Origin of the sequence: Arthrobacter sp. 'calajunan' (assembly GCF_046940185.1) — a bacterium.
GTDB classification, from domain to species: Bacteria; Actinomycetota; Actinomycetes; order Actinomycetales; family Micrococcaceae; genus Glutamicibacter; species Glutamicibacter soli.
This window is the reverse complement of the sequence record NZ_JBKZDY010000002.1, coordinates 18,678-44,412: the sequence shown is the minus strand read 5'-3', so window position 1 is coordinate 44,412 and position 25,735 is coordinate 18,678. Positions and strand designations below refer to the sequence as shown.

Annotated in this window: 29 protein-coding genes; 23 read left to right on the top strand and 6 right to left on the bottom strand. The window is 62.5% G+C overall.

All coding sequences use genetic code 11. The features are described 5' to 3' along the window. Positions 1 to 4: 4 nt before the first annotated feature. Together miaA and dapF are read left to right on the top strand one after the other, a co-directional pair. Positions 5 to 922: a tRNA (adenosine(37)-N6)-dimethylallyltransferase MiaA gene (miaA, locus tag RF641_RS02700; RefSeq protein WP_424572437.1), complete on the top strand. Its 918-nt coding sequence runs from the start codon at positions 5 to 7 to the stop codon at positions 920 to 922. A gap of 39 nt (positions 923 to 961) precedes the next feature. After that, positions 962 to 1,891, top strand: a complete 930-nt coding sequence (gene dapF, locus RF641_RS02695; RefSeq protein ID WP_424572436.1) for a diaminopimelate epimerase — start codon at positions 962 to 964, stop codon at positions 1,889 to 1,891. 34 nt (positions 1,892 to 1,925) lie between these two features. Here dapF and RF641_RS02690 read toward each other — a convergent pair whose 3' ends face one another. After that, positions 1,926 to 2,534, bottom strand: a complete 609-nt coding sequence (locus tag RF641_RS02690) for a class I SAM-dependent methyltransferase (RefSeq protein ID WP_113606589.1) — start codon at positions 2,532 to 2,534, stop codon at positions 1,926 to 1,928. A gap of 327 nt (positions 2,535 to 2,861) precedes the next feature. Between RF641_RS02690 and hflX the strand changes: the two genes are divergently transcribed. After that, a complete protein-coding gene (hflX, locus tag RF641_RS02685; protein WP_424572651.1) occupies positions 2,862 to 4,523 on the top strand; it encodes a GTPase HflX in 1,662 nt (553 codons plus the stop codon). After that, on the top strand, positions 4,516 to 6,513 hold the full coding sequence (locus RF641_RS02680; RefSeq protein WP_047121158.1) for an ATP-dependent DNA helicase: 1,998 nt from the start codon (positions 4,516 to 4,518) through the stop codon (positions 6,511 to 6,513). The genes hflX and RF641_RS02680 overlap by 8 nt, the downstream gene beginning before the upstream one ends. Before the next feature lie 112 nt (positions 6,514 to 6,625). Here the strand turns inward: RF641_RS02680 and lexA are convergent, their stop codons facing one another. Then, entirely contained in the window at positions 6,626 to 7,345 is a 720-nt protein-coding gene (lexA, locus tag RF641_RS02675) for a transcriptional repressor LexA (RefSeq protein ID WP_047121159.1), read from the bottom strand. A gap of 256 nt (positions 7,346 to 7,601) precedes the next feature. Between lexA and RF641_RS02670 the strand changes: the two genes are divergently transcribed. From RF641_RS02670 to RF641_RS02635, 8 genes are all read left to right on the top strand, one after another. Beyond that, the gene (locus RF641_RS02670) at positions 7,602 to 7,955 is read left to right on the top strand and encodes a LysM peptidoglycan-binding domain-containing protein (protein WP_424572435.1); all 354 of its coding nucleotides are present in this window, start codon (positions 7,602 to 7,604) and stop codon (positions 7,953 to 7,955) included. Positions 7,956 to 8,045: 90 nt separating this feature from the next. After that, complete coding sequence (locus RF641_RS02665; RefSeq protein ID WP_424572434.1) at positions 8,046 to 9,152, top strand: histidinol-phosphate transaminase; 1,107 nt, start codon at positions 8,046 to 8,048, stop codon at positions 9,150 to 9,152. A 21-nt stretch (positions 9,153 to 9,173) separates the two neighbouring features. Beyond that, positions 9,174 to 9,794, top strand: a complete 621-nt coding sequence (hisB, locus tag RF641_RS02660; RefSeq protein WP_047121162.1) for an imidazoleglycerol-phosphate dehydratase HisB — start codon at positions 9,174 to 9,176, stop codon at positions 9,792 to 9,794. Continuing rightward, entirely contained in the window at positions 9,795 to 10,430 is a 636-nt protein-coding gene (gene hisH / locus RF641_RS02655; protein WP_047121163.1) for an imidazole glycerol phosphate synthase subunit HisH, read from the top strand. Between the two features lies 1 nt (position 10,431). After that, positions 10,432 to 10,581: a hypothetical protein gene (locus RF641_RS02650; protein WP_183043112.1), complete on the top strand. Its 150-nt coding sequence runs from the start codon at positions 10,432 to 10,434 to the stop codon at positions 10,579 to 10,581. A 25-nt stretch (positions 10,582 to 10,606) separates the two neighbouring features. Continuing rightward, a complete protein-coding gene (gene priA / locus RF641_RS02645; RefSeq protein ID WP_053797716.1) occupies positions 10,607 to 11,344 on the top strand; it encodes a bifunctional 1-(5-phosphoribosyl)-5-((5-phosphoribosylamino)methylideneamino)imidazole-4-carboxamide isomerase/phosphoribosylanthranilate isomerase PriA in 738 nt (245 codons plus the stop codon). A gap of 356 nt (positions 11,345 to 11,700) precedes the next feature. Further along, the gene (locus RF641_RS02640; protein ID WP_424572433.1) at positions 11,701 to 12,582 is read left to right on the top strand and encodes an SseB family protein; all 882 of its coding nucleotides are present in this window, start codon (positions 11,701 to 11,703) and stop codon (positions 12,580 to 12,582) included. A gap of 34 nt (positions 12,583 to 12,616) precedes the next feature. After that, a complete protein-coding gene (locus tag RF641_RS02635; RefSeq protein WP_424572432.1) occupies positions 12,617 to 13,951 on the top strand; it encodes an MFS transporter in 1,335 nt (444 codons plus the stop codon). 120 nt (positions 13,952 to 14,071) lie between these two features. Here RF641_RS02635 and RF641_RS02630 read toward each other — a convergent pair whose 3' ends face one another. Beyond that, a complete protein-coding gene (locus tag RF641_RS02630) occupies positions 14,072 to 14,437 on the bottom strand; it encodes a DUF1844 domain-containing protein (protein WP_053797718.1) in 366 nt (121 codons plus the stop codon). 324 nt (positions 14,438 to 14,761) lie between these two features. Here RF641_RS02630 and infC point away from each other — a divergent pair, with 324 nt between their 5' ends. The 8 genes from infC to pheT all read left to right on the top strand — a co-directional run bounded on the left by infC (position 14,762) and on the right by pheT (position 22,491). Beyond that, positions 14,762 to 15,412 (top strand): translation initiation factor IF-3, encoded by a 651-nt coding sequence (gene infC / locus RF641_RS02625; protein ID WP_053797719.1) that lies wholly within the window; start codon positions 14,762 to 14,764, stop codon positions 15,410 to 15,412. A 169-nt stretch (positions 15,413 to 15,581) separates the two neighbouring features. Continuing rightward, positions 15,582 to 15,776, top strand: a complete 195-nt coding sequence (gene rpmI, locus RF641_RS02620; protein WP_047121169.1) for a 50S ribosomal protein L35 — start codon at positions 15,582 to 15,584, stop codon at positions 15,774 to 15,776. A 99-nt stretch (positions 15,777 to 15,875) separates the two neighbouring features. Further along, complete coding sequence (rplT, locus tag RF641_RS02615) at positions 15,876 to 16,556, top strand: 50S ribosomal protein L20, sunset domain variant (RefSeq protein WP_047121170.1); 681 nt, start codon at positions 15,876 to 15,878, stop codon at positions 16,554 to 16,556. 97 nt (positions 16,557 to 16,653) lie between these two features. Continuing rightward, on the top strand, positions 16,654 to 17,532 hold the full coding sequence (locus tag RF641_RS02610) for a TrmH family RNA methyltransferase (RefSeq protein ID WP_424572431.1): 879 nt from the start codon (positions 16,654 to 16,656) through the stop codon (positions 17,530 to 17,532). A gap of 35 nt (positions 17,533 to 17,567) precedes the next feature. After that, positions 17,568 to 18,017 (top strand): (deoxy)nucleoside triphosphate pyrophosphohydrolase, encoded by a 450-nt coding sequence (locus RF641_RS02605; RefSeq protein WP_424572430.1) that lies wholly within the window; start codon positions 17,568 to 17,570, stop codon positions 18,015 to 18,017. A gap of 63 nt (positions 18,018 to 18,080) precedes the next feature. Beyond that, complete coding sequence (locus RF641_RS02600; protein ID WP_113606581.1) at positions 18,081 to 18,725, top strand: LppM family (lipo)protein; 645 nt, start codon at positions 18,081 to 18,083, stop codon at positions 18,723 to 18,725. 142 nt (positions 18,726 to 18,867) lie between these two features. Then, positions 18,868 to 19,947, top strand: coding sequence for a phenylalanine--tRNA ligase subunit alpha (gene pheS, locus RF641_RS02595; protein ID WP_047121174.1), 1,080 nt, complete (start codon positions 18,868 to 18,870; stop codon positions 19,945 to 19,947). A gap of 3 nt (positions 19,948 to 19,950) precedes the next feature. After that, positions 19,951 to 22,491 (top strand): phenylalanine--tRNA ligase subunit beta, encoded by a 2,541-nt coding sequence (pheT, locus tag RF641_RS02590; RefSeq protein ID WP_424572429.1) that lies wholly within the window; start codon positions 19,951 to 19,953, stop codon positions 22,489 to 22,491. A 66-nt stretch (positions 22,492 to 22,557) separates the two neighbouring features. Here pheT and RF641_RS02585 read toward each other — a convergent pair whose 3' ends face one another. Further along, positions 22,558 to 23,163: a class I SAM-dependent methyltransferase gene (locus RF641_RS02585; protein ID WP_424572428.1), complete on the bottom strand. Its 606-nt coding sequence runs from the start codon at positions 23,161 to 23,163 to the stop codon at positions 22,558 to 22,560. Positions 23,164 to 23,363: 200 nt separating this feature from the next. On the opposite strand from RF641_RS02585, the gene RF641_RS02580 reads away from it, so the two are divergent. After that, complete coding sequence (locus RF641_RS02580; protein WP_161449625.1) at positions 23,364 to 23,528, top strand: hypothetical protein; 165 nt, start codon at positions 23,364 to 23,366, stop codon at positions 23,526 to 23,528. Between the two features lie 149 nt (positions 23,529 to 23,677). Here the strand turns inward: RF641_RS02580 and RF641_RS02575 are convergent, their stop codons facing one another. Both RF641_RS02575 and RF641_RS02570 read right to left on the bottom strand, forming a co-directional pair. Continuing rightward, positions 23,678 to 23,827 carry a GNAT family N-acetyltransferase gene (locus tag RF641_RS02575; protein WP_161449624.1) on the bottom strand — a complete coding sequence of 50 codons (150 nt, stop codon included), beginning with the start codon at positions 23,825 to 23,827 and terminating at the stop codon, positions 23,678 to 23,680. A gap of 249 nt (positions 23,828 to 24,076) precedes the next feature. Further along, on the bottom strand, positions 24,077 to 24,601 hold the full coding sequence (locus tag RF641_RS02570; RefSeq protein WP_047121177.1) for a phosphoribosyltransferase: 525 nt from the start codon (positions 24,599 to 24,601) through the stop codon (positions 24,077 to 24,079). 331 nt (positions 24,602 to 24,932) lie between these two features. On the opposite strand from RF641_RS02570, the gene RF641_RS02565 reads away from it, so the two are divergent. Both RF641_RS02565 and RF641_RS02560 read left to right on the top strand, forming a co-directional pair. After that, positions 24,933 to 25,277, top strand: coding sequence for a PadR family transcriptional regulator (locus RF641_RS02565; protein ID WP_424572427.1), 345 nt, complete (start codon positions 24,933 to 24,935; stop codon positions 25,275 to 25,277). Continuing rightward, positions 25,274 to 25,654, top strand: a complete 381-nt coding sequence (locus RF641_RS02560) for a hypothetical protein (RefSeq protein ID WP_424572426.1) — start codon at positions 25,274 to 25,276, stop codon at positions 25,652 to 25,654. Before RF641_RS02565 ends, RF641_RS02560 begins: the two co-directional genes overlap by 4 nt. Positions 25,655 to 25,735: the final 81 nt, after the last annotated feature.

Sequence of the window (25,735 nt, the reverse complement as noted above, 5' to 3'; positions counted from 1 at the left end):
CTTGATGGAAGCCACGCACCTTCCGGTCATTGCCGTGGTCGGCCCGACAGGAACCGGTAAATCGGATCTGGCCATCGCCCTGGCCCAGTACTTAAAGGGCGAGATCGTCAATTCCGACGCGCTGCAGTTCTACCGGGGCATGGACATCGGTACCGCCAAACTCGCCCTCGACGAGCGCGGCGGAATCGAGCACCACCTCATGGACATCATGTCCGTGCGGGAAGAGGCATCCGTCGCAACGTTCCAGGCCCAGGCCCGCGAATGCTTCGACGCGATCCGGGCGAAGGGCAAGGTACCCGTCATGGTCGGCGGATCCGGACTGTACGTTCGTGCCGCGCTGGACGTCATCGACTTCCCGCCAACCGATCCACAGGTGCGGGCACGGCTCGAAGCCGAGGTCAAAGCCCATGGAGACGGAGAGGTGCGGCGCCGTCTGGCGGAGGTGGATCCGGTCTCCGCGGCGAGGAACCTCGACCAGCGGCGCGCCATCCGCGCCCTGGAGGTCTACGAAATCTCCGGCCGGGCGTTCAGCTCCTATATGCCCCAGCGCCAGTACTTCCAGCCTGCAGTCCAGATCGGACTAAATTACGAGCGCTCCGCGTTGCATGAAGCATTGGAAGCCCGGGTCCATAAAATGGATTCCAAGGGGCTAGCCCAGGAAGTCGCAGGACTGCTGGATTCGGGACTGCGCGAAGGCAAGACCGCTTCGCGGGCCATCGGCTATCAGCAGTACATCGATTTCCTGGACGGGAAGATCGAACGTGTCGAGGCCATAGAGCAGACCGTGGTCGCCACCCGGAAGTTCGCCCGCCGCCAGATCACCTGGTTCAATGCGGACGAACGCGTCTCCTGGCTCGACCCGACCAAGCCCGGTCTGCTCGACCAGGCGCTGGAGCTGGTGGCCCGGACCCAGCGGAACTGACGCAACTAGCGAACGAAGCACGAAACACGAGGAGCACGGATGTACCGCAGCGAACTTCAGCAGCTTGCAGGCCAGGCATTTGCCAAGGGCCATGCAACCGGAAACGACTTCGTCTTGCTCGCGGATCCCACGGGAGCACTTCAAATCACCGCCGAACAGGTGGCAGCCCTGTGCCACCGGCATTTCGGCATCGGTGGCGACGGGCTGATCCGTGCGGTGCCGACCTCCCAGGTGTCCGGTTATGAGCAGCAGTTCATCGAGCATCCCAAGGCCTACTGGTTCATGGACTACCGCAACAACGACGGCTCCATCGCCGAGATGTGCGGCAATGGAGTGCGCGCGTTCGTGCATTTCCTCATCGCCGAAGGCCTGGTCAATCTAGCGGTCGGCCAGAGCCTGCAGATCGGGAGCCGTGCCGGCGTCAAGGAAGTCACCCGGCTGGCGGACGGGTACGCAGCCAATCTGGGGCCATGGGGCCTGATCCATGAGGACCAGGCCGCCGCCGACTCGGTGGATTCGATGGTCCGCCCCAGCGGCTGGGAACAGGCGTTGCCGGCGCTGAGCATCACGATGGGCAATCCGCACACCGTGGTAGCGCTTCCGGACCAAGGCATGCTGGAAGATCTGGAGCTCTTTATTGCCCCGGAAGTCTCGCCGGCCCCGCCCCACGGAACCAACGTGGAATTCGTGGTTCCCGCCGAGCCGCTGATCGAAGACGGCCGGGCCAGAGTGAAGATGCGCGTCCACGAACGCGGGGTAGGGGAGACGCTGTCCTGCGGCACCGGAGCTTGCGCGGCCGCCGCTGCGATGCGCTACTGGGCGCGCGGCACCGCCTTGATCAATGATTGGTCGGTTGAAGTTCCCGGAGGCACGGTCGGGGTTGCATTCCTTGCCAACGGCGATCGGGAAGATACCATCCTGAGCGGGCCGGCGGAACTGGTCGCGCGCGGGATCATCAGCCGGGACTAGCAGGCGGGCCACACAGCCAACTGGCACGGCGAACCTACTGGGCCGGGCGTGAAACCTTCAAAACGCGGAAGGCCTTTGCCGTGGCTTCACGGGTGACGCGCCAGTCGTTTGGCAACTGCTCGACCAACCATTTCTGGAGGGAATCGCTGCCCAAGTTCTTCTGCACTACCATCCAGGCCTCGCCACCCGGCGCCAGCCGCGGCAGCCAAAGCAGCAGAAGTTCATGCAGGGCTTCCTTGCCGATGCGGATCGGCGGATTCGACCAGATCGTGTCGAATTCAAGCTCCGGGTCCACAGTTTCCGGACGGCCGACCACCACGTTGTCCAGGCCCAAGCTCTGCGCATTCAGGCGGGCCAGCTCGATGGAACGCTCGTTGACGTCGACGCCGTAGACTTCCGAACCGGGGCTTTGCTCGGCCGCGGTAATCGTGATGGGTCCCCAGCCGCAGCCGATGTCCAAGATGCGGCCACGCGGCGCCGGAACGTTCTTCAACAGCACCTCGGTGCCCTTGTCCAAACCGGAAGGCGAGAAGATGCCGGCTGCGGTCTGGATCTTGCGAACGGTGCCGTTCAACTCGACTGAAATCGTGCGGCGTTCATCGGCCGAGGCGGGGCTGGCGCTGAAGTAGTGATCCGAGCTCATACTGCAAAGTTTATCGTTGCGTGCGCACGGGCCAAATATGGGCGGAGGCAACGTGACAAAGCCAATATGTACCAGGCCGCACAAGACTGATAGAGTTTTGTCTATGACTTTGTTCTTCGTCTAATACGTAGCCCACACGGTTACCCGTGATTCCCGAATCCCCGGCGCTGGTCTTGCGCGCCCGGACGGCGGAATCCGCAGGCGGCAAAGTCTTTTCTACTTTCCAGACTCCCAGGTGTGTTGGGGTCTTCACCTTGCCTTTGCGTTTGCGTAACCGCATCACCATCAGCACCGAATGCTGCTACCGATTTCTGCAAAGGATACTCAATGACCAACGAACACCTTGAAACCGACCGCGCCACGTCGCGAAGTGGGGGTGCCCCGCACTATTCTGGAAAGCGAAGTACTTCAAAGGAGACCATGACTAACTCCGAGTCACACGAACACGATTCATCGTCGATGGACGACGCCCAGATTCAGGCCGCCATCGACCGCATCCTTGCGGCAGACGAGGCCCAGGGGCCTCAGGTGCAGCATTTCGCATCCGATGATGAATCCGTTTTCTCTGGTCAGGCGACCGCCCTGAACCGTTTTTCCTCCGGCTATTCCACCTATGACGGTGAGCAGGACGACCTGGCCGAGCGTCGCGCCCTGCGACGCGTTGCAGGCCTCTCTACGGAGCTCGAAGACGTCACCGAGGTGGAATACCGCCAGCTGCGCCTTGAGCGTGTGGTGCTGGCCGGAGTCTGGACCGATGGAAGCGTCACCGAAGCGGAGAATTCGCTGCGCGAATTGGCAGCGCTAGCGGAAACCGCAGGCTCGGAAGTACTCGACGGTGTTGTGCAGCGCCGCAGCAAGCCAGACCCGTCGACGTATCTGGGCTCGGGCAAGGCCATGGAGTTGCGCGAGATCGTAGCCTCCACTGGCGCCGATACCGTGATTGTCGATGCCGAACTGGCCCCGTCGCAGCGCCGTGCGCTGGAAGACGTTGTCAAGGTCAAGGTCATCGACCGCACCAGTTTGATCCTGGACATCTTCGCGCAGCATGCGAAGTCCCGTGAAGGCAAGGCCCAGGTCGAACTGGCCCAGCTGGAATACCTGCTTCCGCGTCTGCGTGGCTGGGGCGAATCCATGTCCCGCCAGGCCGGCGGCCGGGTGGGCGCCGCGGGCGGCGGCATTGGTTCGCGTGGCCCGGGTGAAACCAAGATTGAAATGGATCGCCGCCGCATTCGCGACCGCATGGCAAAATTGCGCCGTGAGATCAAGGCGATGAAGCCGGCCCGAGAAGCCAAGCGCGCAAACCGCCGCCGCAACGAAGTTCCCGCGGTCGCCATTGCCGGCTATACCAATGCCGGGAAGTCCTCCCTGCTGAACCGACTGACCAATGCCGGGGTCTTGGTGGAGAACGCGCTGTTCGCCACCCTGGATCCCACGGTGCGGCAGGCGGCCACCGAGGACGGGCTGACCTACACGCTGGCGGATACGGTGGGTTTCGTGTCCAACCTGCCGACGCAGCTGGTGGAGGCTTTCCGCTCGACGCTGGAGGAAATTGCGGATTCCGACCTGATTCTTCACGTTGTTGATGCCTCGCATCCGGATCCGGAAGGCCAGATCCAGGCAGTGCGTACGGTGCTGGGCGAAGTCGATGCGCTGAACATTCCCGAGATCATCGTGCTGAACAAGGCTGATGTGGCTGACCCATTTGTTATTGAAAGGGTCCGAAACCGCGAATCCAATACCGTGGTTGTCTCGGCACACACCGGTGAGGGAATCGAGGAGCTTCTGGCGAAGGTCAGCTCCTCGATTCCGCGCCCGGGAGTGCAGATGGAAGTGCTGATCCCATATAGCCGCGGGGATCTGATCGCGAAACTTCATCAGAGTGAGTCTGAAATCCTTGAAAGCGAGCATCTGGAGAACGGAACCAGATTGATCGTCAAGGTACGAGAATCGTTGGCAGCAGAGTTGGAGACTTTCAACCTTCATGGATAAGCAAGAGCAGGCCCTTGACCTGCTGGAAGCCGCAGTAACTTCCATGGGCGGCGCCATGCGCGCCGGCCAGCAGGAAATGGTCAAGCACGTTGTATCGGCGCTGGAAGACGAAGAGCATCTGCTGGTGCAAGCAGGAACCGGTACGGGCAAGTCCATGGGCTACCTGATCCCGGCACTGGCACACGCCCAGACCAGCGCCAAACCGGTAATCGTATCGACTGCAACCTTGGCGTTGCAGTCGCAGATCGTCGGACGTGACGTACCTCGGCTCCTGGAGTCTCTCAAGGGCAAGCTTTCGCGACCCATGGACGTGGCCCTGCTCAAGGGCCGCTCCAACTACCTCTGCCAGTACAAGCTCGGCGGCGGATACCCGGAAGACGACGAAGGCACGTTGTTCTCCATGGATGAGCCCGCCGCGCCCAGGGGACAGACATTTTCCCCGCTGGCCAGCGAAGTCATGAAGCTTCGCGAATGGGCCGAGCGCACCGACACAGGGGACCGGGACGAACTGGTCCCCGGAGTCAGCGACAAGGCATGGAAACAGGTTTCGGTGTCCGCCATGGAGTGCCTTGGCTCCCAGAAATGCCCTATGGCCGATGAATGCTTCTCGGAGATGGCCCGCGCCCGGGCCGCCGAATCCGACGTGGTGATTACCAACCACGCCCTGCTGGCGGTCTCCGCCTTCGAAGGGCTGTCGGTGCTCCCGGACTTCGACGTCGCCATCATCGATGAGGCCCACGAGCTCCAGGACCGCGTCACCAGCTCGGTCTCAGGGGCACTGTCGGCTCGTATGGTGCTCACCGCAGCGGGCGGGGCCAAGCGCCATTGCGCCGTCAACGTTGACGAATTGGTCAAAGCCACCAACAGACTTGAAAAGGCCTTGACCGGCGTACCGACCGGGTTGTTGCAGACCGGCCTGCGCGAGGACATGGGAATCGCCCTGAACGACATCGTGGAACAGGCCCGGCTCATTCTCGCATTGACGAAGCCTGAAGCCAACGCGCCGGCCGATGGTGGTCGCCAGACCGCCAGGTCGCAAATGCAGGCCGTCATGGACGACGCCATCCGCATGCTCGAAGCCGAAGACCGCCGGGAGGTGCTCTACACGACCCGTCCGCGAGAATTTGTCGAAGGCCGCGGCTATGTCGAGGCGGATGACAACCAGCCGGCGACACTTAACGTGGCACCGCTGTCCGTGGCCGGAAAACTGCGCGAAGGACTCTTTGACGGTCGTACCGTCATCTTGACCAGCGCCACCTTGGCCATCGGCGCGCAATTCGACTCGGTGGCCGGTTCACTGGGGCTCATGGGTGCCGGTGCACCGTCATGGACAGGCATCGACGTCGGCAGCCCATTCGATTATCCGAAGCAGGGCATCTTGTATGTCGCCAAGCACCTGCCCAAACCCGGCAGGCAGCTTGCCGCCGAGACCCTGGACGAAATCGAGGATCTGATCAAGGCTTCGGGCGGCGGCGCGTTGGCGCTGTTCACCTCGAAGCGTTCTGCCGAAGAAGCGGCGGCGATCTTGCGCGAGCGCCTCGACGTCGAGATCCTCTGCCAGGGTGATGCGAGCATGAAGTCTCTGGTAGCGCAGTTTGCCGAGGAACGGGACACTTGTCTCTTCGGCACCATGACTCTCTGGCAGGGCGTAGACGTGCCTGGCGACTCCTGCCGTTTGGTTATTATCGACAAGATCCCGTTCCCGCGTCCGGACGATCCGATCTCCAAGGCCCGCACCGAAGACGTGCAGAAGCACGGCGGCAACGGTTTCATGCAGGTTTCGGCCACCCACGCCGCGATCCGTCTGGCCCAGGGCGCTGGCCGGTTGATTCGTTCCGTGTCGGACAAGGGCGTCGTGGCAATCCTCGACTCACGCATGGCTACCGCACGCTACGGCAGTTTCCTCAAGGCCTCGTTGCCGCCGATGTGGCCCACCGTGGACAAGAAGACCATCACCGGTGTCCTCAAGCGGATGGACCCGAACCGCTAGATCGGTATTGGTTCATTCCGCGGAAGCCGGCACGGCTGAGCCCGTGTCGAAGCAAAGAGCGCTGGGACGCAGTTATATTGAACTGCACCCCAGCGCTCTTCGATTTGTCGGATTAGAGCGAACGCATGACCGATACAACGCGTCCCATGACGGTCGCTGCATCACCGAGGATCGGCTCGTACCGAGAATTCTGCGGCAACAACCAGGTATGACCGTCGCGCTGCCGGAACGTCTTCACGGTAGCTTCTTCATCGAGCAATGCAGCCACGATGTCGCCGTTGTTCGCAGTTTGCTGGCGACGCACAACAACCCAGTCGCCGTCGCAGATCGCAGCATCAACCATCGAGTCTCCTGAGACTCGAAGCATGAACAGCTCTCCGTGGCCCACCAGCTGGCGCGGAAGCGCGAACACGTCCTCTACCGTCTGATCTGCAAGGATCGGTCCACCAGCGGCGATACGGCCAACCAGCGGCACCATAGTGGTGTCCGCGGAGGTGCTCAGCTCAATGATCTTCGCATCTTCCTTGCCGGCCTCTTCCGCTGGCTTGGGCGCCTCGGCCGCTGCGGCATCCTCGCTGAGCTGCAGCGGCAGCAGGATCTCCATGGCACGAGGTCGGCGTGGATCACGACGAAGGTAGCCGAGCTTTTCAAGCTGACTCAACTGGTGCGTGACACTCGACAGGCTCTTGAGCCCCACGGTGTCGCCGATCTCGCGCATCGACGGCGGATAGCCGTTCTTTCCGATCGAGCGCTGGATGGTCTCGAGAATTTTCTTCTGGCGGATCGTCAGCGAACGTGCATTCGATCGGGGAGTGCGCTCTGAAGCTGACATGACCTTTAGCCTTCCCTAATCACCGGTCGTGAGCTGGGCGGATGCCTAACTGTCGGAAGCCAGTGATGTTATGTATTCGTTCCTCTTCTACTTCGAAATCTTAGTCGATGTGAGGGAGTCTTTCAAAGATTTGTTCGAAAGTGTCTGGACAATTTCCGCGAAGTTCTGTTAGAAAAGATATACGAGAATCGAACACATCTTCGAAAACAGTATTCGAAGACAGGTTCGCATCATGCCACTGTTGAGGAGAATAGTCATGGCAACCGCCGCACTTGACTCGAAACGCACCAAAGAACACATGAAGATCCGCATCAATCGTCGCGGCTGGGCTGTGCTGGTTGGGGTCCCGGTGTTCATTCTGACCATCGCCGCCGCATTCCTGATCACCATGTTCACTTCAAGTGCCCAGGCGGCGTCCAACTCGCCGCAAGGTGTTGAAACCGTGGCCGTGACCGTCATCCCGGGCGACTCGTTGTGGAATCTCGCCCGTGAATACGCCGTAGGCTACGACGTGAATGCGGCCATGGAGCATATCACGGAGATCAACGCACTGGACTCCAGCGAGATCCGCGTTGGCGACACCTTGGAGATCCCGGTGTTGGCCAACTAGCCGGTCAAACCCTCAAAATGGCGACAGGTATTGTTACCAAGGTTTGTCGCCAATTCTTGAACCGACGACTGCGCCATTAGACTTAATGACGTGAATGTCCGCAGTGAACTATTGAGTCAGCTGCCCTTGCGTGAGAATCTCCGCGGGCTGTCCCCTTACGGTGCGCCACAAATTGACGTACCAATTCAGCTGAATGTCAATGAGAACACCCATCCGCTTCCGCAGACCGTGATTGATGCAATCGCTCAAGAAGTCTCCAAGGCAGCGTCCACGCTGAATCGCTACCCGGATCGTGAATTCGTGGAATTGCGTGAACTCCTAGCCAAGTACCTGGGCCACGATCTGGATCGCGAGAACATTTGGGCCGCGAACGGTTCCAATGAGATCCTGCAGCAGATCCTGCAAGCCTTCGGTGGCCCCGGTCGAAGCGTCATGAGTTTCGGCCCCACTTATTCCATGTACCCTCTGCTGGCCAGCGGAACCGATACCGAATACATCGCCGGCCAACGCGCCGATGATTTCACTCTCTCGGCCGACTCTGCTGCCGCGCAGGTACGCGAGCACACACCGAATATCGTTTTCCTCTGCTCTCCGAACAACCCAACCGGCACGGCATTGGGATTGGATGTCATCGAGGCTGTCTACGAGGCAGCCTCCGAGACCAACGCCATGGTCATCGTCGACGAGGCCTACGCTGAATTTTCACTGGCCAATACCAAGTCGGCACTGAGCCTCCTCGGAGGTCGCCAGCGCTTGATTGTCAGCCGCACGATGTCCAAGGCCTTCGGCCTGGCTGGCGCCCGAGTGGGCTACTTGGCTGCGGCACCGGAAGTCACCGATGCGATTCGGCTTGTCCGCCTGCCCTACCACCTCTCTGCAGTGACCCAGGCGACCGCCATTGCCGCGCTGAAGAACGTTGACCTTCTGCTGGCACAGGTCGAAGAAATCAAGACCCAGCGCGACCGCATCGTGAGCACCTTGACCGAGCTGGGTTTGAAGCCTTCGGTTTCAGACTCGAACTTCGTCTTTTTCGGCGGCCTGAACGACCCCCACGCCATTTGGCAGGGGCTTCTGGACGCTGGAATCATCATCCGTGACAACGGAATCGCCGGCACCCTGCGAGTCACCGCGGGAACTGAGGCCGAAACCACCGCCTTCTTGGAGCGGCTGACCGAACTGCTCAGCGCACAGAAGTAGAAAAGACAAGCGAAGGAAGACATGTCTGCCGAATTGATTGGCGCACGTCGCGCCCGTATGGAACGAGTCACCAGCGAATCCTCGGTATTCGTTGAACTGGATCTCGATGGCTCAGGCGTCTCGGAGATCAGCACCACCGTGCCGTTCTTCGACCATATGCTCACTGCCCTGTCCAAGCACTCGCTGATCGACCTCACCGTGCGTGCAACCGGCGACACCCATATCGACGTACACCACACAGTGGAAGACACCGCGATCACCATCGGCGAGGTGCTGCGTGTTGCCCTGGGCAACAAGGCGGGTATCCGCCGCTTCGGCACTTCCTACGCACCGCTGGACGAAGCACTAGCCCGCTCCGTTGTAGATGTCTCCGGGCGCCCCTACCTGGTGCACGGCGGCGAGCCGGCCGGCCAGGAATACCATCTGATCGGTGGACACTTCACCGGTTCGATGACCCGTCACGTTTTCGAGGCGATCACGTTCCACGCGCAGATTTGTGCCCACATCGAGGTGCTCTCGGGCCGCGACCCGCACCACATCGTCGAAGCGCAGTTCAAGTCCTTCGCCCGTGCCTTGCGCGAAGCCGTCGAGCACGACGAACGCATGGGCGACAAGATTCCATCCACGAAGGGTGCCCTTTAAGTGGCAAAAAAGAAAGTTGTTGTCCTGGACTACGGTTCGGGCAACGTTCGCTCGGCAGTGCGTGCGCTTGAAGCCGCCGGAGCCGAGGTAGAGCTGACCGCAGACGCGGACAAGGTCCAAGCGGCTGACGGTCTGGTCGTTCCCGGCGTCGGCGCCTACGCATCGGTCATGGACCAGCTGACCAAGCTCGGTGCACTGCGCTGGATCGGTCGCCGTATCGCCGGCGGCAAGCCCGTGCTCGGAATCTGCGTTGGACATCAGGTCTTCTTCGACGAAGGCGTGGAACACGGCGTCAAGACGGCGGGTATTGGCGAGTGGCCAGGCACCGTAGAGCGGCTGCAGGCTGATGTCATCCCGCATATGGGCTGGAACACCGTTCGTCCGCCGGAAAACACCAAGCTCTTTGCAGGTATCGAAAACGAGCGCTTCTACTTCGTGCATTCATATGGAGTGCAGAAGTGGGAATTCGACGTCACCCAGCCGGCAATGACTCCGCCGCAGGTTACCTGGTCCACCCACGGAACCCCATTCATCGCAGCCGTTGAAAACGGTGCCTTGTCGGCAGTGCAATTCCACCCGGAGAAGTCTGGCGAAGCTGGCAAGAAGCTGCTGAGCAACTGGCTGGAGACTCTCTAGAATGTGGTCGATCGTACTCCTCGGGGTCGGCGCATTTCTTGCCGGCGGAGCAATCTCCTTGAAGAACCAGAAAGCGCACCTGTCGTGGATCATTGCCGCGTGGGGCCTGGCAGCTGGTTGTGTCATCGCAGCATGGGTCTTGACCCTCTAGTTTCAAACTTTCGAAGAAGGACAACATGAGTGAGCAACCAATTCTCGAACTGCTTCCCGCAGTAGATATCGCCGGCGGACAGGCGGTTCGCCTGGTGCAGGGTGAAGCCGGATCCGAAACTGGATACGGCGACCCTCTGGAAGCGGCGCTGGCCTGGCAGAACGACGGTGCAGAATGGCTGCACCTGGTCGACCTCGACGCCGCCTTCGGTCGCGGCAGCAACATCGAGATCGTCCAGCGAATCGCCCAGGAGCTGTCCATCAAGGTTGAGCTCTCCGGCGGAATCCGTGATGACGCGTCACTAGATCGCGCACTGGAATTCGGCGCCACCCGCGTGAACCTCGGGACGGCCGCACTGGAGAACCCGGAGTGGACCCGCAAGGCCATTGCCCGCCACGGCGACAAGATCGCCGTGGGCATGGATGTGCGTGGCACTACGCTCTCCGGCCATGGCTGGACCAAGGACGGGGGAGACCTCTGGGAGGTGCTTGCCCGCTTGGAGGATGCCGGCTGTGCGCGCTACGTCGTCACTGACGTCACGAAGGACGGAACCCTGCGTGGACCCAACGTTGAATTGCTGCGCGAGATCGCCTCGAAAACCAACAAGCCGGTTGTCGCATCGGGCGGTATCTCTTCCCTCGAAGACCTGCGTGTTCTGCGTGCGTTGGTGCCGGAAGGCATCGAAGGCGCCATCATGGGCAAGGCCCTGTACTCGGGGCAGTTCACGCTGCCCGAGGCGCTTGATGTGGCAGGCCGTCGCTAAATAGGTCTGAGCCAGACCTTTGAAGTCGTGGATCGGTTGGAAAAATCCAGCCGGTCCACGATTTTTTATGAAGCCGAATATGAACCTCCTGCGGCGTCTGTGGCCAACGGCGGGGGACAGATGAGCCCCCCCGCCCAGGCCGCGAACTGCGCCCTGCGGGACATAGCCCGGCATTGCCGTGGCAAACAGGCTCTCGGATTCCGTGTCCTTGCGCATTATCATTTCAAGATGCCACATCCGCCGCGTTGTGGCCAGGCCCGAATATCTGAAGTGTGCCCAAGGTCTCGTGGGCAAGCTCATGCCCGAGTCCCTGAAACTTGTTCTTCCACCGGGGTTCTCACAGATAGCATGGATCTATGAGCACCGCGCAACCTGAATCCGCACCCAAGCGCCACCTGCCCGGACATATCGCCGCGGCACTGGCGCGGGCAGGTTCCCCGACTGATTCCGCAGGTCAAAGCTGGGAAGGCCGGGACCTGGCCGGTGATGAAAACCCGCTGCACAAGTTCGACAAGGACGACGGACTGGCAGATGAGGCGGTGATGCAGGCGCTGGCTGATCTGCGAGCCGGCAACGGCAGCGAGTCCGGCGTCCACCAGTCGCTGGCCAGCGCCCGGGTTTTCGTTGCAGTAGTAGCCCAGCTTGGCGAAGAAGCGATGACCGAGCACGGCTTCGCCTCCGACAAGGAAGCCGACATGGCCCTGGTCAAGATCAAGGGGCCGGACGGACGCATGGCCTTGCCGGTGTTCACCACCGTGGAGCGGCTCCAGGCCTGGCACAACGAAGCGAGACCAGTCGCGGTCTACGCCCCGCGCGCCGCGTTGTCTGCGGTCAGCGAAGAATGCCAATTACTGGTGCTGGATCCGGGCGGCGACTACACGTTTGTCCTTCGACGACCGGGCATGTGGAACCTTGCCAAGCAGATCGAATGGACACCGAGCTATCTGAACCAGGGCATTGCTGAAATCGTCCAGGACGCGACGAGTGGCTACGCCCAGCTTCGCAAAGTGCAGATAGCACCAGGCCGAGGTGTTGGTTCACGAGATGCGCAGGGCAACGCAGTGCCCGGAGGCGGCTCCGGACCGGAATTGAACCTGCAGTTCGTTTTCGCGGCAGGAACCAGCGAAAACGATGCGCGAGAGATCGCGACAAATATTCACGGGCTATTGGCTCGAAAACCCGAGTTCGCCGAGGCGGTGGACTCGATAGAAATCAGCTTGCTCAGCTCATCCAGCTAGGGATGGGCCTACACGAAGAGGAATACTCCGCGTCATGAAGAACTACTGGCAGATCCTGCGTCAGCCTCAGATCGCTTCGCTGCTGGTTATCGGCATGGTCGCTCGGCTTCCTCATTCGGCGTTGGGCATGCTGCTTTTGCTCCATCTGGTCACGAACCTGGACCAGAGCTGGGTTTCCGCCGGCTTGGTGACAGCCTTGATGACCATTGGCATCGCGATCGGCGCACCTTGGCGCGGTGCCCGCGTAGACATGTGGGGTCTGCGCAGGGCGCTGATTCCCTCGGTCATCGTCGAAACAGCGGTCTGGTGCACAGTCCCGCACGTCACGCTGGTATGGATCTATCCGCTGGCTTTCATCGGCGGGCTCTTCGCCCTGCCGGTCTTCTCCGTGGTCCGAACCGCCTTGGGCGTGATGACCACCGGCGAGCAACGGCGCACCGCGTTCGCCCTGGATGCCACCGCCACCGAACTGGTGTTCATCGTCGGCCCGGCAGCCGCAGGTATCGTGGCAACGCAGATTTCAAGCACCATCGGGCTGAGCGTCATCGGCGTGACGGCCTCGGCGGCCGGATTGGCCATGATGCTCTTGAACCCTCCGACCAGCAGCGCCGACCCCAAGGCGTCGGCAAACAAGTCCAACGCCCACGAAGAACGGCTCGGCGCCGAGGCGAGCTTCATCGCCGCGGCTCCGGTAGGCGTGCCGGAAGTTGAAGGCGAATTGATTCTGGCCGGCATGAAATCTGCGCGTGCCAGGATCAAGAAGCGCGGCAAGAACTTCAAAAACCGCTTCAACTGGGTCAGCGCCTCGGTGCTCGCGGTCTTCATCGCGGCCTCCGGAGCAGGAATGCTGCTGACCGGCACCGAGGTATCCATCGTGGCTGAACTTGAAGCTGGCGGGAACAGCGAACAGCTTGGCCTCGTGTTCCTGTTTTGGTGCGGCGCATCCTTGATTGGCGGTCTGCTGTACGGCGCCATGCGCCGCAATATTTCGCCCCTTGTCCTGCTGCTGCTCATGGCGATCTTGACGATCCCGATGTTCTTCGCCTGGGATCCGCTGTCTCTGGCGATCTTCTCCGCGCTGCCTGGCTTCATGTGCGCACCGACCTTGTCCGCCGCCTCGGAGTGGCTGACCGACCTGGTGGCTGAAAAGCGCCGTGGCGAGGCCATGGGCTGGTACGGGTCGGCCATGACCGGCGGCACGGCGTTGGGGTCCCCGATGACCGGCGTGATGGTCGACAATTTCGGCCCCCCGCTGGCATTCGTCGGCATCGGTTCGCTGGCCATCATCGTTGTTGTCCTGGCATTGCTTGCCCAGCAGATTCGCCGCCGGGTCCGCCGGCAGCGCACCCGTACCCGCATCGCGGCGTAGATGGCGTAGATACCGTTTACGCGGATCTTCGGTTACAAGAACAAAAACATCATCCTCGGTTCGGCACAATGTGCCGGACCGAGGATGATCTTAATCTCTAATATTTTTTCGGATCGAAGCCTAGTTGACCGGTCCGGTGAACTTTTCGCCCGGGCCCTTGCCTGGTGCGTCGGGGATCAGCGAGGCTTCGCGGAAGGCCAGCTGCAGGCTACGCAGGCCGTCGCGCAGCGGCGCTGCATGCTGCGAACCAATCTCAGGTGCACCAGCGGTGACTAGGCCGGCGAGGGCGGTGATCAGCTTGCGGGCTTCGTCCAAATCCTTCAGTTCATTTGCGTCATCGCCTTCGGCCAGGCCGCATTTGACGGCGGCGGCGCTCATCAGGTGAACGGCAGCGGTCGTGATGATCTCTACTGCAGCGACCTCAGCGATGTCACGCACCTGCTGGTCGACGGAGTGCTGATGCGAGTTGGTGTCTTCGGTACTCATACTGCTAAGCTTGTCACAGACCGACTCGATACATGCAGTCAGGGTCCACCGGTTCGCGCCGGGCGGACGGATCGTATTAGTATTGAGCCAAGCAAGTGGAGGCCAACTCCCACCCGCTGTCGCCGTTTTGAGGCTTCCGGGTAATTCGGCAGGATATGCCTGAGCATATCCAAGATGGAACTCGGAAATTTCCGCAGATCCATTGTGTCGTCACTGTGGCCTTCGCCTGCAATCGCAGCCGGAGGCCTTCTTCGTTTGCGGGTATGGAACTTAGGATTTCAGGAGTGACACATCAGCGATCCACGCATTAATGAGCGCATTCGCGTGCCAGAGGTACGTCTCGTCGGCCCCAATGGTGAGCAGGTAGGCATCGTCCGCATCGAGGACGCGCTTCGACTGGCTCACGAGTCCGATCTGGACTTGGTCGAGGTGGCACCCAACGCCAAGCCTCCAGTGTGCAAACTGATGGACTTCGGCAAGTACAAGTACGAAGCCGCTGTCAAGGCTCGCGAAGCTCGCAAGAACCAGACCAATACGGTCCTGAAGGAAGTTCGCTTCCGCCTGAAGATTGACACCCACGACTACCAGACCAAGGTCGGCCACGCACTGCGCTTCCTGGGCGCCGGTGACAAGGTCAAGGCCATGATCCAGTTCCGTGGTCGTGAACAGCAGCGTCCCGAGATGGGTATCCGCCTGCTGGAGAAGTTTGCAGCGGATGTCGCCGAGGTTGGCGTCATTGAATCCAGCCCGCGCATCGATGGCCGAAACATGGTCATGGTTGTAGGTCCGCTGAAGAACAAGGCCGAGGCTCGCCGCGAACAGCAGCAGAAGTCGGGTGGCCGTGATTCGGCCAAGCGCAAGATCCGCACCGACGCTCCAGCCGAGACCGAAGGCCAGAATGTCGCAGCAGCGATGGACGAGGAATCTCGCGCCAAGCTGGAGCAGGCACGCCAAGCAGCTGAAGGCGACGCCTAGCCAAGCCTGTTGGGCTTTCGAGCCCGTCACCGCTAGACGGTGAAGGAACTTCCTTGGAAGATCCAACTACAAGAGAACAGCAGCGGTCACCTTTCGCAAGGGGCCCGCTTCGGATGATCCCTACACGTCATTCAATTGCCGTGTGGAGCACGTAAGGAGAACGGCAGCTATGCCGAAGTTCAAGACTCACAGTGGCGCCAAGAAGCGCTTCAAGGTTACCGGCAGCGGTAAGCTCGTCCGCCAGCAGGCTAACCGCCGTCACTACCTGGAGCACAAGTCCTCGCGACTGACCCGTCGCCTGGCTTCTGACCAGCTGGTCGCAAAGGCCGATGTGAAGACCATCAAGCGGATGCTGGGCCTCTAAGCCTCCCTTTCGCAATTCGGGGAAGCATCACCCCACCACCCATAGACTTCTCCCATTCCGCCACCGCGGCCTGGGGAACCAACTTGAAGGAGAACACACGTGGCACGTGTGAAGCGGGCAGTAAACGCCCACAAGAAGCGTCGCGTCGTAATGGAACGCGCCAAGGGCTACCGCGGTCAGCGTTCGCGCCTGTACCGCAAGGCCAAGGAGCAGCTGCTCCACTCGTTCGTTTACAGCTTCAACGACCGTCGCAAGCGCAAGGGTGACTTCCGCCGCCTGTGGATCCAGCGCATCAACGCTGCATCCCGCGCCAACGGTCTGACCTACAACCGTCTGATCCAGGGCCTGAAGGCCGCTGAGATCGAGGTTGACCGCCGCATGCTTGCCGAGCTGGCTGTCTCGGACTCCAACGCATTCGCCACTCTGGTTCAGGTAGCAAAGGGTGCCCTGCCGGCTGACGTCAACGCCCCAAAAGCGCCTAAGGTAGTAGCCGCTGCAGCCCCAAAGGCTGCTGCTAAGGCTGCTGCCGCTGCTCCAGAGGCCGCAAAGGCCCCAGCCGCAGAGGCTACGCAAGCAAACGGCGTCTTCAAGGTAGTTGAAGGTGCTGAGGTCCCAGAGGGCTTCATCATCAAGGGCAATGCAGGCTCCAACAAGTACCACGTACCGGGCTCGACTTGGTACGAGCAGACTGACGCTGAAGTTTGGTTCAACTCCATCGAGGCTGCCAAGGCCGCAGGCTTCGAGCCTGCCGGCGGCGAAGCCCGCCAGAAGATGAAGTAAATCTACTTCCTCTTTATTAGAGAGATCACACCAAAGGGTGGGATCCGCACTAGGTGCGGATCCCGCCCTTTGGTGTTTCTACCGGTATTCTCGAATCATGACCTATTCGCCCGAGCTCATGTCCAATCCACGCGCCGACAGGGTCAAGGCCGTCGCGCGGCTTGCCAGCCGCAAGGGACGTGAAGCCACCGGTCAGTTCCTCGCCGAAGGCCCGCAGGCCGTGCGGGAAGCGCTGCTGGCGCACCGGCACAACGACAACCTCATCCAGGACATCTATGCGGTTCCCGGATTCCTTGAAAGCCACCCCGAGTTCAACGCGCTGCTGGCCGACAGCAAGCTGACACCTCGCCTCGTCACCGGGGAAGTGCTGCTCGCCATGGCGGATACGCAGAGCCCGCAGGGGATCCTGGGGGTGGTGGCCATGAGCCAGCCGCAACTCAGCGAGGTGCTGGAAGCCAAGCCGAAACTGATTGCTGTGCTCTGCCGCGTCCAGGACCCGGGCAACGCCGGAACCATCCTGCGCGCAGCCGACGCCGCCGGCGCGGACGCGGTGGTGCTGACCAAGGGCAGCGTGGATATCTACAATCCGAAAGCCGTGCGCTCCACGGTGGGCTCGCTGTTCCACCTCCCGGTGCTCAGCGACATCGAATTCGACCACCTCGCGGCGGCTGCCAAGGCTACCGGCGTCCAGGTGCTGGCAGCCGACGGCTATGCAGCCCACAACCTCGACACCCTGCAGGACCAGGCGGTGCTGCGCGCCCACGCTGGAAGCGCCACCCCTTCCGAGGGAACCGAACCCGTGCTTGAATCTGCCACCATGTGGCTGTTCGGCAACGAAGGCCAAGGACTGGACGACCACGAAAAAGCCTCGGCCGACTTCCGCGTCGCAGTTCCGCTGTACGGTGTCGCCGAGTCTCTCAATGTCGGAACCGCGGCCACGGTCTGCCTCTACGGCTCGGCCCGCGCGCAGCGCTGACCGACCGCAATCGACCCCGAGGGAAGCAAACCTGAATGAATACCCCACTGAAGCAGATCGTCGCGGTGGCGATCGTCGACGACCTCACCTCGCCGACCCGGATGCTCGCCGCGCGCCGCAACCGTCCCGAAGCCTTGGCCGGCCTGTGGGAATTCCCCGGCGGCAAGGTCGAACCGGGGGAGTCCGACACCTCAGCGGTGCACCGCGAACTGCGCGAGGAACTGGGTGTCGAGCTGAGCCTCGGGGCCGAAATTACCGGTCCGCTGGCGCAGGGCTGGCAACTGAACGACAAGGCAGCGATGCGCGTCTGGTTCGCCGTCATCACGCAAGGGGAACCACAGCCTTTGGACGGCCACGACCAACTGGCGTGGCTCGACCTGGACGATTCGCTGGGCGAAGCGGTTCAGTGGATTCCCGCCGATGCGCCGATCGTCCGGGCCTGTCTAAATCTGAGCCGAATCGGCCATCTGGCCGGACACCCGTAGACTGGTATATAGCGTCAACAGTGGCTAGCTAGCCACGTCCCCAAGAATTCAAGGAGCGTCTCCGTGAAGAGACTCATTAGCGTCATTGCGCTGGCATTCGCTGCCGTGCTGGCCCTGTCCGGCTGCGTCAGCATGAACGCCGGCGTCAGCATCCAGGGCGACGACAAGGCCACCGGTACCGTCGAGGTCACCATGAAAAAGGACGCGCTCCAGGGCCTGGACTTCCAGGATCTGCTGGCCACCCAGGTCAACATGGACCAGCTGAACTCCCAGCTGGCCGGCGTCTGGACCACCACCGACATCGATGACGGCACAAACGTCGGACTGGCCTTCACCACCGCCAAGACCATGACCTTCACGGAGCTTGCCGACGCCTTCACCGTCTTCGGTTTCCCGGTCGCCATCTCCGGCAACGGCCAGGAGTTCAGCTTCTCGATGCCGGGCACCGGCCAGACCGCCGTGGACTCCAGCTTCACCGAGGCGAACTTCGCGGTGACCTTCCCGGGCGCGATCGTTTCCACCACCGCCGGCGAGGTCGACCACCACACCGTGACCTTCGACTTGATCCAGGGCGCCGAGACCTACCAGGCGACCGGCAAGGCAGATTTCTCGCTGTTCTACTCGACGATCTTCGGCGGCGCGCTGCTCGTGCTGACCCTGGTCTTCGTGCTCGCCTTCAGCCCCAAGGCCGCCAAGGAATCCCACTAACGCGGATTTCACCGCAGCTGCGTAAGCAGTGCCACGCTCAGGGCCCGTCATCGTTGAAACGAAGACGGGCCCTTGGCAATAGAATAGAAGCAAAGTGCTTGAACGAGTAATTACAAGATAAGAGTAAGGATCGATCGATCCCATGTCTGATCAGACACCATCAACGGCTCCGGACGCGGAGCCGAACATTCCGCACCCCACCGATGAAGCCGCGATTTCCCAGGCAGTAGAAGCCGCCCTGGCGGCCATCGAAGCCGCCGGGGACTTGAACGAGCTGAAGGAAGCGCGCCTGGCGCACACCGGCGAGAAGTCGCCGCTGTCGCTGGCCAACCGCCAGATCGGCAAGCTGGACAAGTCGGAAAAGGCCGTCGCCGGCAAGCTCGTGGGCGGCGCCCGCGGACGGGTCAACAAGGCCTTGGCCGCCCGCACCGTGGTGCTGGAAGAAGCCGAAGCCGCACGCATCCTCGTCGAGGAAACCGTCGACGTCACCGCCGCCCCGCGCCGCCGCCGCGCCGGAGCCCGCCACCCGCTGTCGGTCTTGCAGGACCGCGTCTCGGACATCTTCGTGGGCATGGGCTGGGAGATCGCCGAAGGCCCCGAGGTGGAATCCGAGTGGTTCAACTTCGACGCGCTGAACTTCAAGCCGGACCACCCGGCCCGCGAAATGCAGGACACCTTCTTCATCGAGCCTGCAGACGCCCATCTGGTGCTGCGCACCCACACCTCCCCGGTGCAGGTCCGCTCCATGCTTGAACGCGAAGTCCCGGTCTACGTGCTATGCCCGGGCCGCACCTTCCGCACCGACGAGCTGGACGCAACCCACACCCCGGTCTTCCACCAGTTCGAAGGCCTGGCAGTGGACAAGGGCCTGACCATGGCCGACCTGCGCGGAACCCTGGAGCACTTCGCACGGCAGATGTTCGGCGCCGAAGCGCAGATCCGACTGCGCCCTGCCTACTTCCCGTTCACCGAACCGAGCGCCGAACTCGACATCTGGCACCCGGGCGCCAAGGGCGGCCCGCGCTGGATCGAGTGGGGCGGCTGCGGAATGATCAACCCGAACGTGCTGCGCGCCGCAGGCATCGATCCGGAGGAATACTCCGGCTTCGCCTTCGGCATGGGCATCGAGCGCACGCTCATGTTCCGCAACGACGTCCCGGACATGCACGACATGATCGAGGGCGACGTACGTTTCAGCCAGCACTTCGGGATGGAGATCTAAGTTATGCGTATTCCACTGTCATGGCTGCGCGAGTACACGCAGCTTCCTGCCGATGCCTCGGCCGAAGACCTCATGGCGGACCTGGTCAAGGTCGGCTTGGAGGAAGAAGACGTCCACCGCCCCTCCGACGAGCTTTCCGGGCCGATCGTGGTCGGCCAGGTGCTCTCGCTGGTCAAGGAGCAAGCCTCCAACGGCAAGACCATCAACTGGTGCCAGGTCCGCGTGGTGCCTGAGGGCGCCGAGCAGACCCTGACCGGCAAGGGCATCGACCCTTCCGGCGTGCAGGGCATCGTGTGCGGCGCGCACAACTTCGTGGAGGGCGACAAGGTGGTCGTCACCCTTCCGGGCGCCGTGCTGCCCGGCGATTTCAAGATCTCCCCGCGCAAGACTTACGGCCACACCTCGGCCGGCATGATCGCCTCCAGCCGCGAGCTGGGCATCGGCGACGACCACGACGGCATCATCGTGCTCTCCCGCCTGGGCCTGGACCCGGAGCTGGGCACCGACGTGCTCGAGCTCTTCGGCCTGGACGACCAGGCCGCGGAGATCAACGTGACCCCTGACCGCGGCTACTGCTTCTCGATCCGCGGCGTGGCCCGCGAATACGGGCTGGCCACCGGCACCGCGTTCACCGATCCGGCCTCCAAGGTCCAGGTCACGGACGCCGCCGAAGCCGGGCACCCGGTGGTGCTCGCCGATGACGCGCCGATCTACGGCGTGGCGGGCTGCACCCGCTTTGTGACCCGCGAGGTGACCGGCATCGACCCGACCCGTCCGACCCCGCGCTGGATGGCTTCGCGCCTGCAGCTGGCCGGGATGCGCTCGATCTCCCTGCCAGTGGACATCTCCAACTACGTGATGCTGGAGCTGGGTTCCCCGCTGCACTTCTACGACGCGGACAAGCTCTCCGGCGCCATCACCGTGCGCCGCGCGGCAGCCGGCGAGAAACTCACCACCCTGGATGAGAAGGAACGCGAGCTGTCGGTCGAGGACCTGCTGATCACCGACGAGTCCGGCGCCATCGGCATCGCCGGCGTCATGGGCGGGGCCAGCACCGAGGTGTCGGATGCGACTTCCCGCGTGCTGATCGAGGCCGCGCACTTCGACGCGGTGTCCATCGCCCGCTCGCGGCGCCGCCACAAGCTGCCCTCCGAAGCTTCCAAGCGCTTCGAACGCGGCGTGGACCCGCGCATCATGCAGATCGCCGCGCAGCGCGCCGTGGACCTGCTGGTCGAGCTGGCCGGCGGCACCGAGACCGCCAAGATCACCGACGCCGGAGCCGTGCCGCAGGCCGCGCAGATCGTGCTGCCCGCAGGCTTTGCCTCGGCGCTGATCGGCGTGGACTACACCGATGCGCAGATCATCTCCGCGCTGGAGGGCATCGGCGCCGAGGTGTCGCAGGACGCCGCCGGCTTCACCGTGACCGCCCCGAGCTGGCGCCCGGACCTGGCCATCAAGGAAGACCTGGTCGAAGAGGTCGCCCGCGTGATCGGCTACGACCAGATCCCTGCCACCCTGCCGGTAGCCCCTCCAGGCCGCGGCCTGAGCCGTTCCCAGTCCCAGCGCCGCCGCGTGCTGCAGGGCCTGGCCGACTTCGGCATGACCGAGGTGCTCTGCTACCCGTTCGTCTCCGAGGCGCAGAACAACACCTTCGGCGCGGCGCAGGCCGGGGACCAGGTCAAGGCCATCACCCTGGCCAACCCGATCTCCAAGGAATTCCGCTTCCTGCGCACCTCGCTGCTGCCGGGCCTGCTGGACACCGCCCGCCGCAACAACGGCCGCGGCTTCCGCGACCTGGCCCTGTACGAGGGCGGCTTGGTCTTCCTTCCGGGCGTGCAGCTGGGTTCCAGTGTGCTTCCCCCGCTGGGCGCCAAGCCGAGCGACGAGGTGCTGGCCGAGCTCTTCGCCGGCGTGCCGAACCAGCCATGGCAGATCGCCGGCGTGTTCACCGGCCATGAGGCTCCGGCCGCCGCCGGGTTCGCCCCGCGCGCCTGGGACTGGGCCGACGCACTGGATGCCGCGCGCACCGTCGCCGACATCCTGGGCACCGAGCTGGAGATCGCCCAGGGCAGCCACCAGGCGTTCCACCCAGGCCGTGCCGCGGCGCTGAAGCTGAACGGCGAGATCGTCGGCTACGCCGGCGAGCTGCACCCGGCCCTGCTGAAGGATGCCGATCTTCCGGCGCGCACCGTGGCCTTCGAGCTGAACGCCACCGCCGTGATGGACGCCGCCCCCGCAGTAGTGGTCGCCGAGCACCTGTCCACCCAGCCGCTGGCCACCCAGGACGTTGCCTTGGTGGTCGACCGCGAGGTCGTGGCCGGCGACGTGCTGGCTGCCCTGCGCGAAGGCGCCGGCGAGCTGCTGGAAGACGTCGCGCTGTTCGACGTCTACGAGGGCAAGGGCATCGAGGACGGCAAGAAGTCGCTGGCCTTCGGCCTGCGTTTCCGCGCCACCGACCGCACCCTGACCGCTGACGAGGCTTCCGAGGCGCGTGCCGCCGCGGTGGCCGTGGCCGCCGAGAAGTTCGGCGCCGTCCAGCGCTAGGACGCAACAGCGCAGCACGCCCCGCCTCCTCGGACCCCCGGGGAGGCGGGGCGTTTCCCTTGTCCGCTAGTGGTACAGGAATCGGTACCAGTGCGGCCGGGATTGCTTCTGGAACCAGCCCAGCCCGCGGGTTTCGGCTGGGTAGTCGTCGATCAGCGCCCACTGGGGAAGGACGTCCTGCAGCTCTTCGCGGGAGATCCCTCCGATGAACGAGTTGAATCGGGAGTTGCCGAATTGCAGAGCCAGGAACGTCGCGCCTGGCGCGGCCAGCCGGCCGACCGCATGCCCGTAGCGGCTGCGGGCTTCGCCGGCCAGACCTTGCAGGCACCCGGAATCTAGGAAGAAATTGAACCCAGGCGTCAGCTCGGACAGGTCTGTCACGTCGGCCTGTACGTAGGTCTCGTGCGGCCCGGACTGGTCACGGGCACGGACCAAGGCCTGCTGCTGCGCATCCACGCCGACTACCTCGAAACCTGCCGCGGCCATGCGGCGGCAGTGGATTCCGCTGCCGCAGCCGAGATCAATGGCCCGGGGGAGAACACCGGGGGATGCACCTGCATGCTGCTCGATTTCGACCTGCAGCTGATGCTCGAAGTTGGCGAGGTGGAGCTTGGCGTAGTGTTCCCAGGGGTGCAAGTCCAGCCGGTAGTACAAGCCGTAGTTGATTTCCATGGTGATCCCCTCCGCCGCAATTGAGGTATGCAGAGCATTATCATGTCAGGAAGCCCGTCCTGGCTAGGATGCGAACGCGTGAACGGCCGGCCTTGTCCACGGGCTAGACTTGTGGCTTGGGTTGATTCGGTGCGAAAGGGGAACGCATGTCTGCTGCGCGGAAAACGGGGGCTTGCCTGCTCGTTGTGGTTTTGGGAGCGATGGCTGTCGTGGCGGCTATCGCCACTGCGTGGGGCGCGGTGCTGCTGATCCAGCGCGGTGCGGGAACGCATCTGGACGAACCAGCGCAGGACCAGCAGCGCGAACAAGAATTCAGGGACGGCTACAAGCCGTCTTCCGAAACTTCGGAGTCTGCCGAGCGGTAGGTATTCGGGGCGATCCGCAGGGCCAGGGTGACCAGGTCCTCAGCATCGGTGCCCTGCGTGGTGAATCCGTTGCGCTCCAGCAACTTGAGCGAACCGGTATTATTCCTTAATGCCCTGGCGATAAACGCCGTGGCGCCCTGGTCGGCCAGCTATGACACGCCCTGGGGGATCATGTGGCTGGCGATGCCCCGTCCCCAGAACTGCGGGTCAACCCAATAACCGATTTCAATTGCTTCAGGCTTGCGCGTGGCAGTGAAGAATCCCACCGGAGTCTTTTTCCCTGCCAAGCGATAAACCATTGGACGCCCGGATCCTGCAGCGCCTGCTCCATTCGTCGCGAAAGATAGGGGCCCGTCCACGGCCTGCCGTCGCCGATAAAGGCCGTGACACGCGGATCACTGGCGAGCTTGGCCAGGAAATCATGATCCGCTGTGGAAAAGGGCGTCAAACGCACGGGTTCTGTCGTGGGACAAGTTTAAAAGTGAATGCCGAGGAATGGAACGAAGGGTTCGCATTCCCCGGCATGTCAGCAGAGTGCTTTGACGGTTCTAGCTGCCGGATACGGTCTTCTCGACAGGTGGCAAATCCGACCATGGGAAGGTGATCCACTTGTCGGTGCGGCGCCATTCGTAGTCGGGAACCATGATGGTGCGCGGCTTGGTGTAGAGGCAAACGGTCTTGACGTTTGCGCCCCATTCGGAGATGAGGTCGACGACCTTGGCAAGGGTGCGGCCGGAATCCGAGACGTCGTCAACGAGCAGCACGTTCTTGCCGTGCAGCGCGCCCTCGTCCAGCATCGGAGGAAGCACCACTGGCTCCTCAAGAACCGTGCCAATGCCGGTGTAGAACTCCACGTTCAGGGCACCGCAGGCCTTGGCACCCAAGGCGTAGGCGATGGAACCGGCCAACAGCAGTCCGCCGCGGGCGATGGCCACGACTACGTCGGTCTCGAAACCGCTGTCGACAACGGTCTGTGCCAGTTCGCGGGATGCCACACCGAAGGTGTCCCAGGTGAGAACTTCGCGTTCGGCTTCAGGAAGTACGGCTGCGCCGGAATCGTCAATGCTAGTCATCCTCCGATTTTACAACCACTTGTAACACGCATTGACATGAAAGGGTTTCATCCTTTCGGAGTTCTTGGTTCTTCTCCCATCATTATTGCTGGTCTGATATGCGACGAAGCGTTGAATTCGAAAGTCTGCAAGGCCATCGGTTCCGGACGAAGTGTTACCCGCATCTCTGATATACCGTCGACCTGCGCTCCCGCGTGCGAGTCCGAGCTGCCGGCGGGGCACGAGGAGTCCTGCGCCAAGTGGCGCAGGGCAGTGGAGAGCTGATCATCCCTGAGAGCTATATTCAGCGAATTGGGTTGTAAGGCTACCTGGCTAGTGAGGATATCTAAGGATGGAAGATTTTGAAGACTATCCGGAACTGACGCGGGCCGCGCTGCCGCAGGCGGTGCTTGCGGTGCTGAGCCACGGGGAGAACCACGGGTACGCCATTGCCGAGAAGCTTCGCCAGCACGGTTTTGCGCGGATCAAGGGTGGGACGCTGTACCCGCTGCTGAAGCGGTTGGACGAACAGAAGCTTACGCAGCACCTGTGGACGCAAGAGCACGCGGGACCTCCGCGCAAGCTCTTCAAGCTCACGCCGCAGGGCGAGGCGGAACTTCTGCGTGCTGAAGCCGAGTGGACCGGCATGACCCGGGCCTTGACCAGCATCCGAACGACCAGCCAGGAGAAATCATGAACTACGAACGGAAGCTGGCCTTCAACCTGCGGATGCAGGGCATGACTGAAGCGGAGATCGCTGAGACGCTCAAAGAGGTTCGGTCCTATGAGAACACAGCGGGAACCTCCGTCGAGACGGAATTCGGCCCTGCCGAGGAGTACGCCAAGCAGTTCCCGAAACGAAAGCGGCGCACGCAGGGCCGGGCCATTGCCAGCGCCGGCATGGTGCTAGCGATCGTGTACCTGCTTTTCGCCTTCTTCGTCAAGCCGCTCGCGGGGATCGATATCCGGGATTATGTCGGCCCTCTGGTGATCCTGCCAGCGCTCGCCGTCATCGCCGCGGGTTTGCTCCTTGGATTCCTGGTGGACTACTTCCGGCCTCCCCGAGTCTCGTAGTGCGATGGCCGTTCGCGAGACGAGCGATCCGGGACAATGGCTTCGCGCCGCTTGGGTCCGGCCGCTTCATCCTCAGCGTGG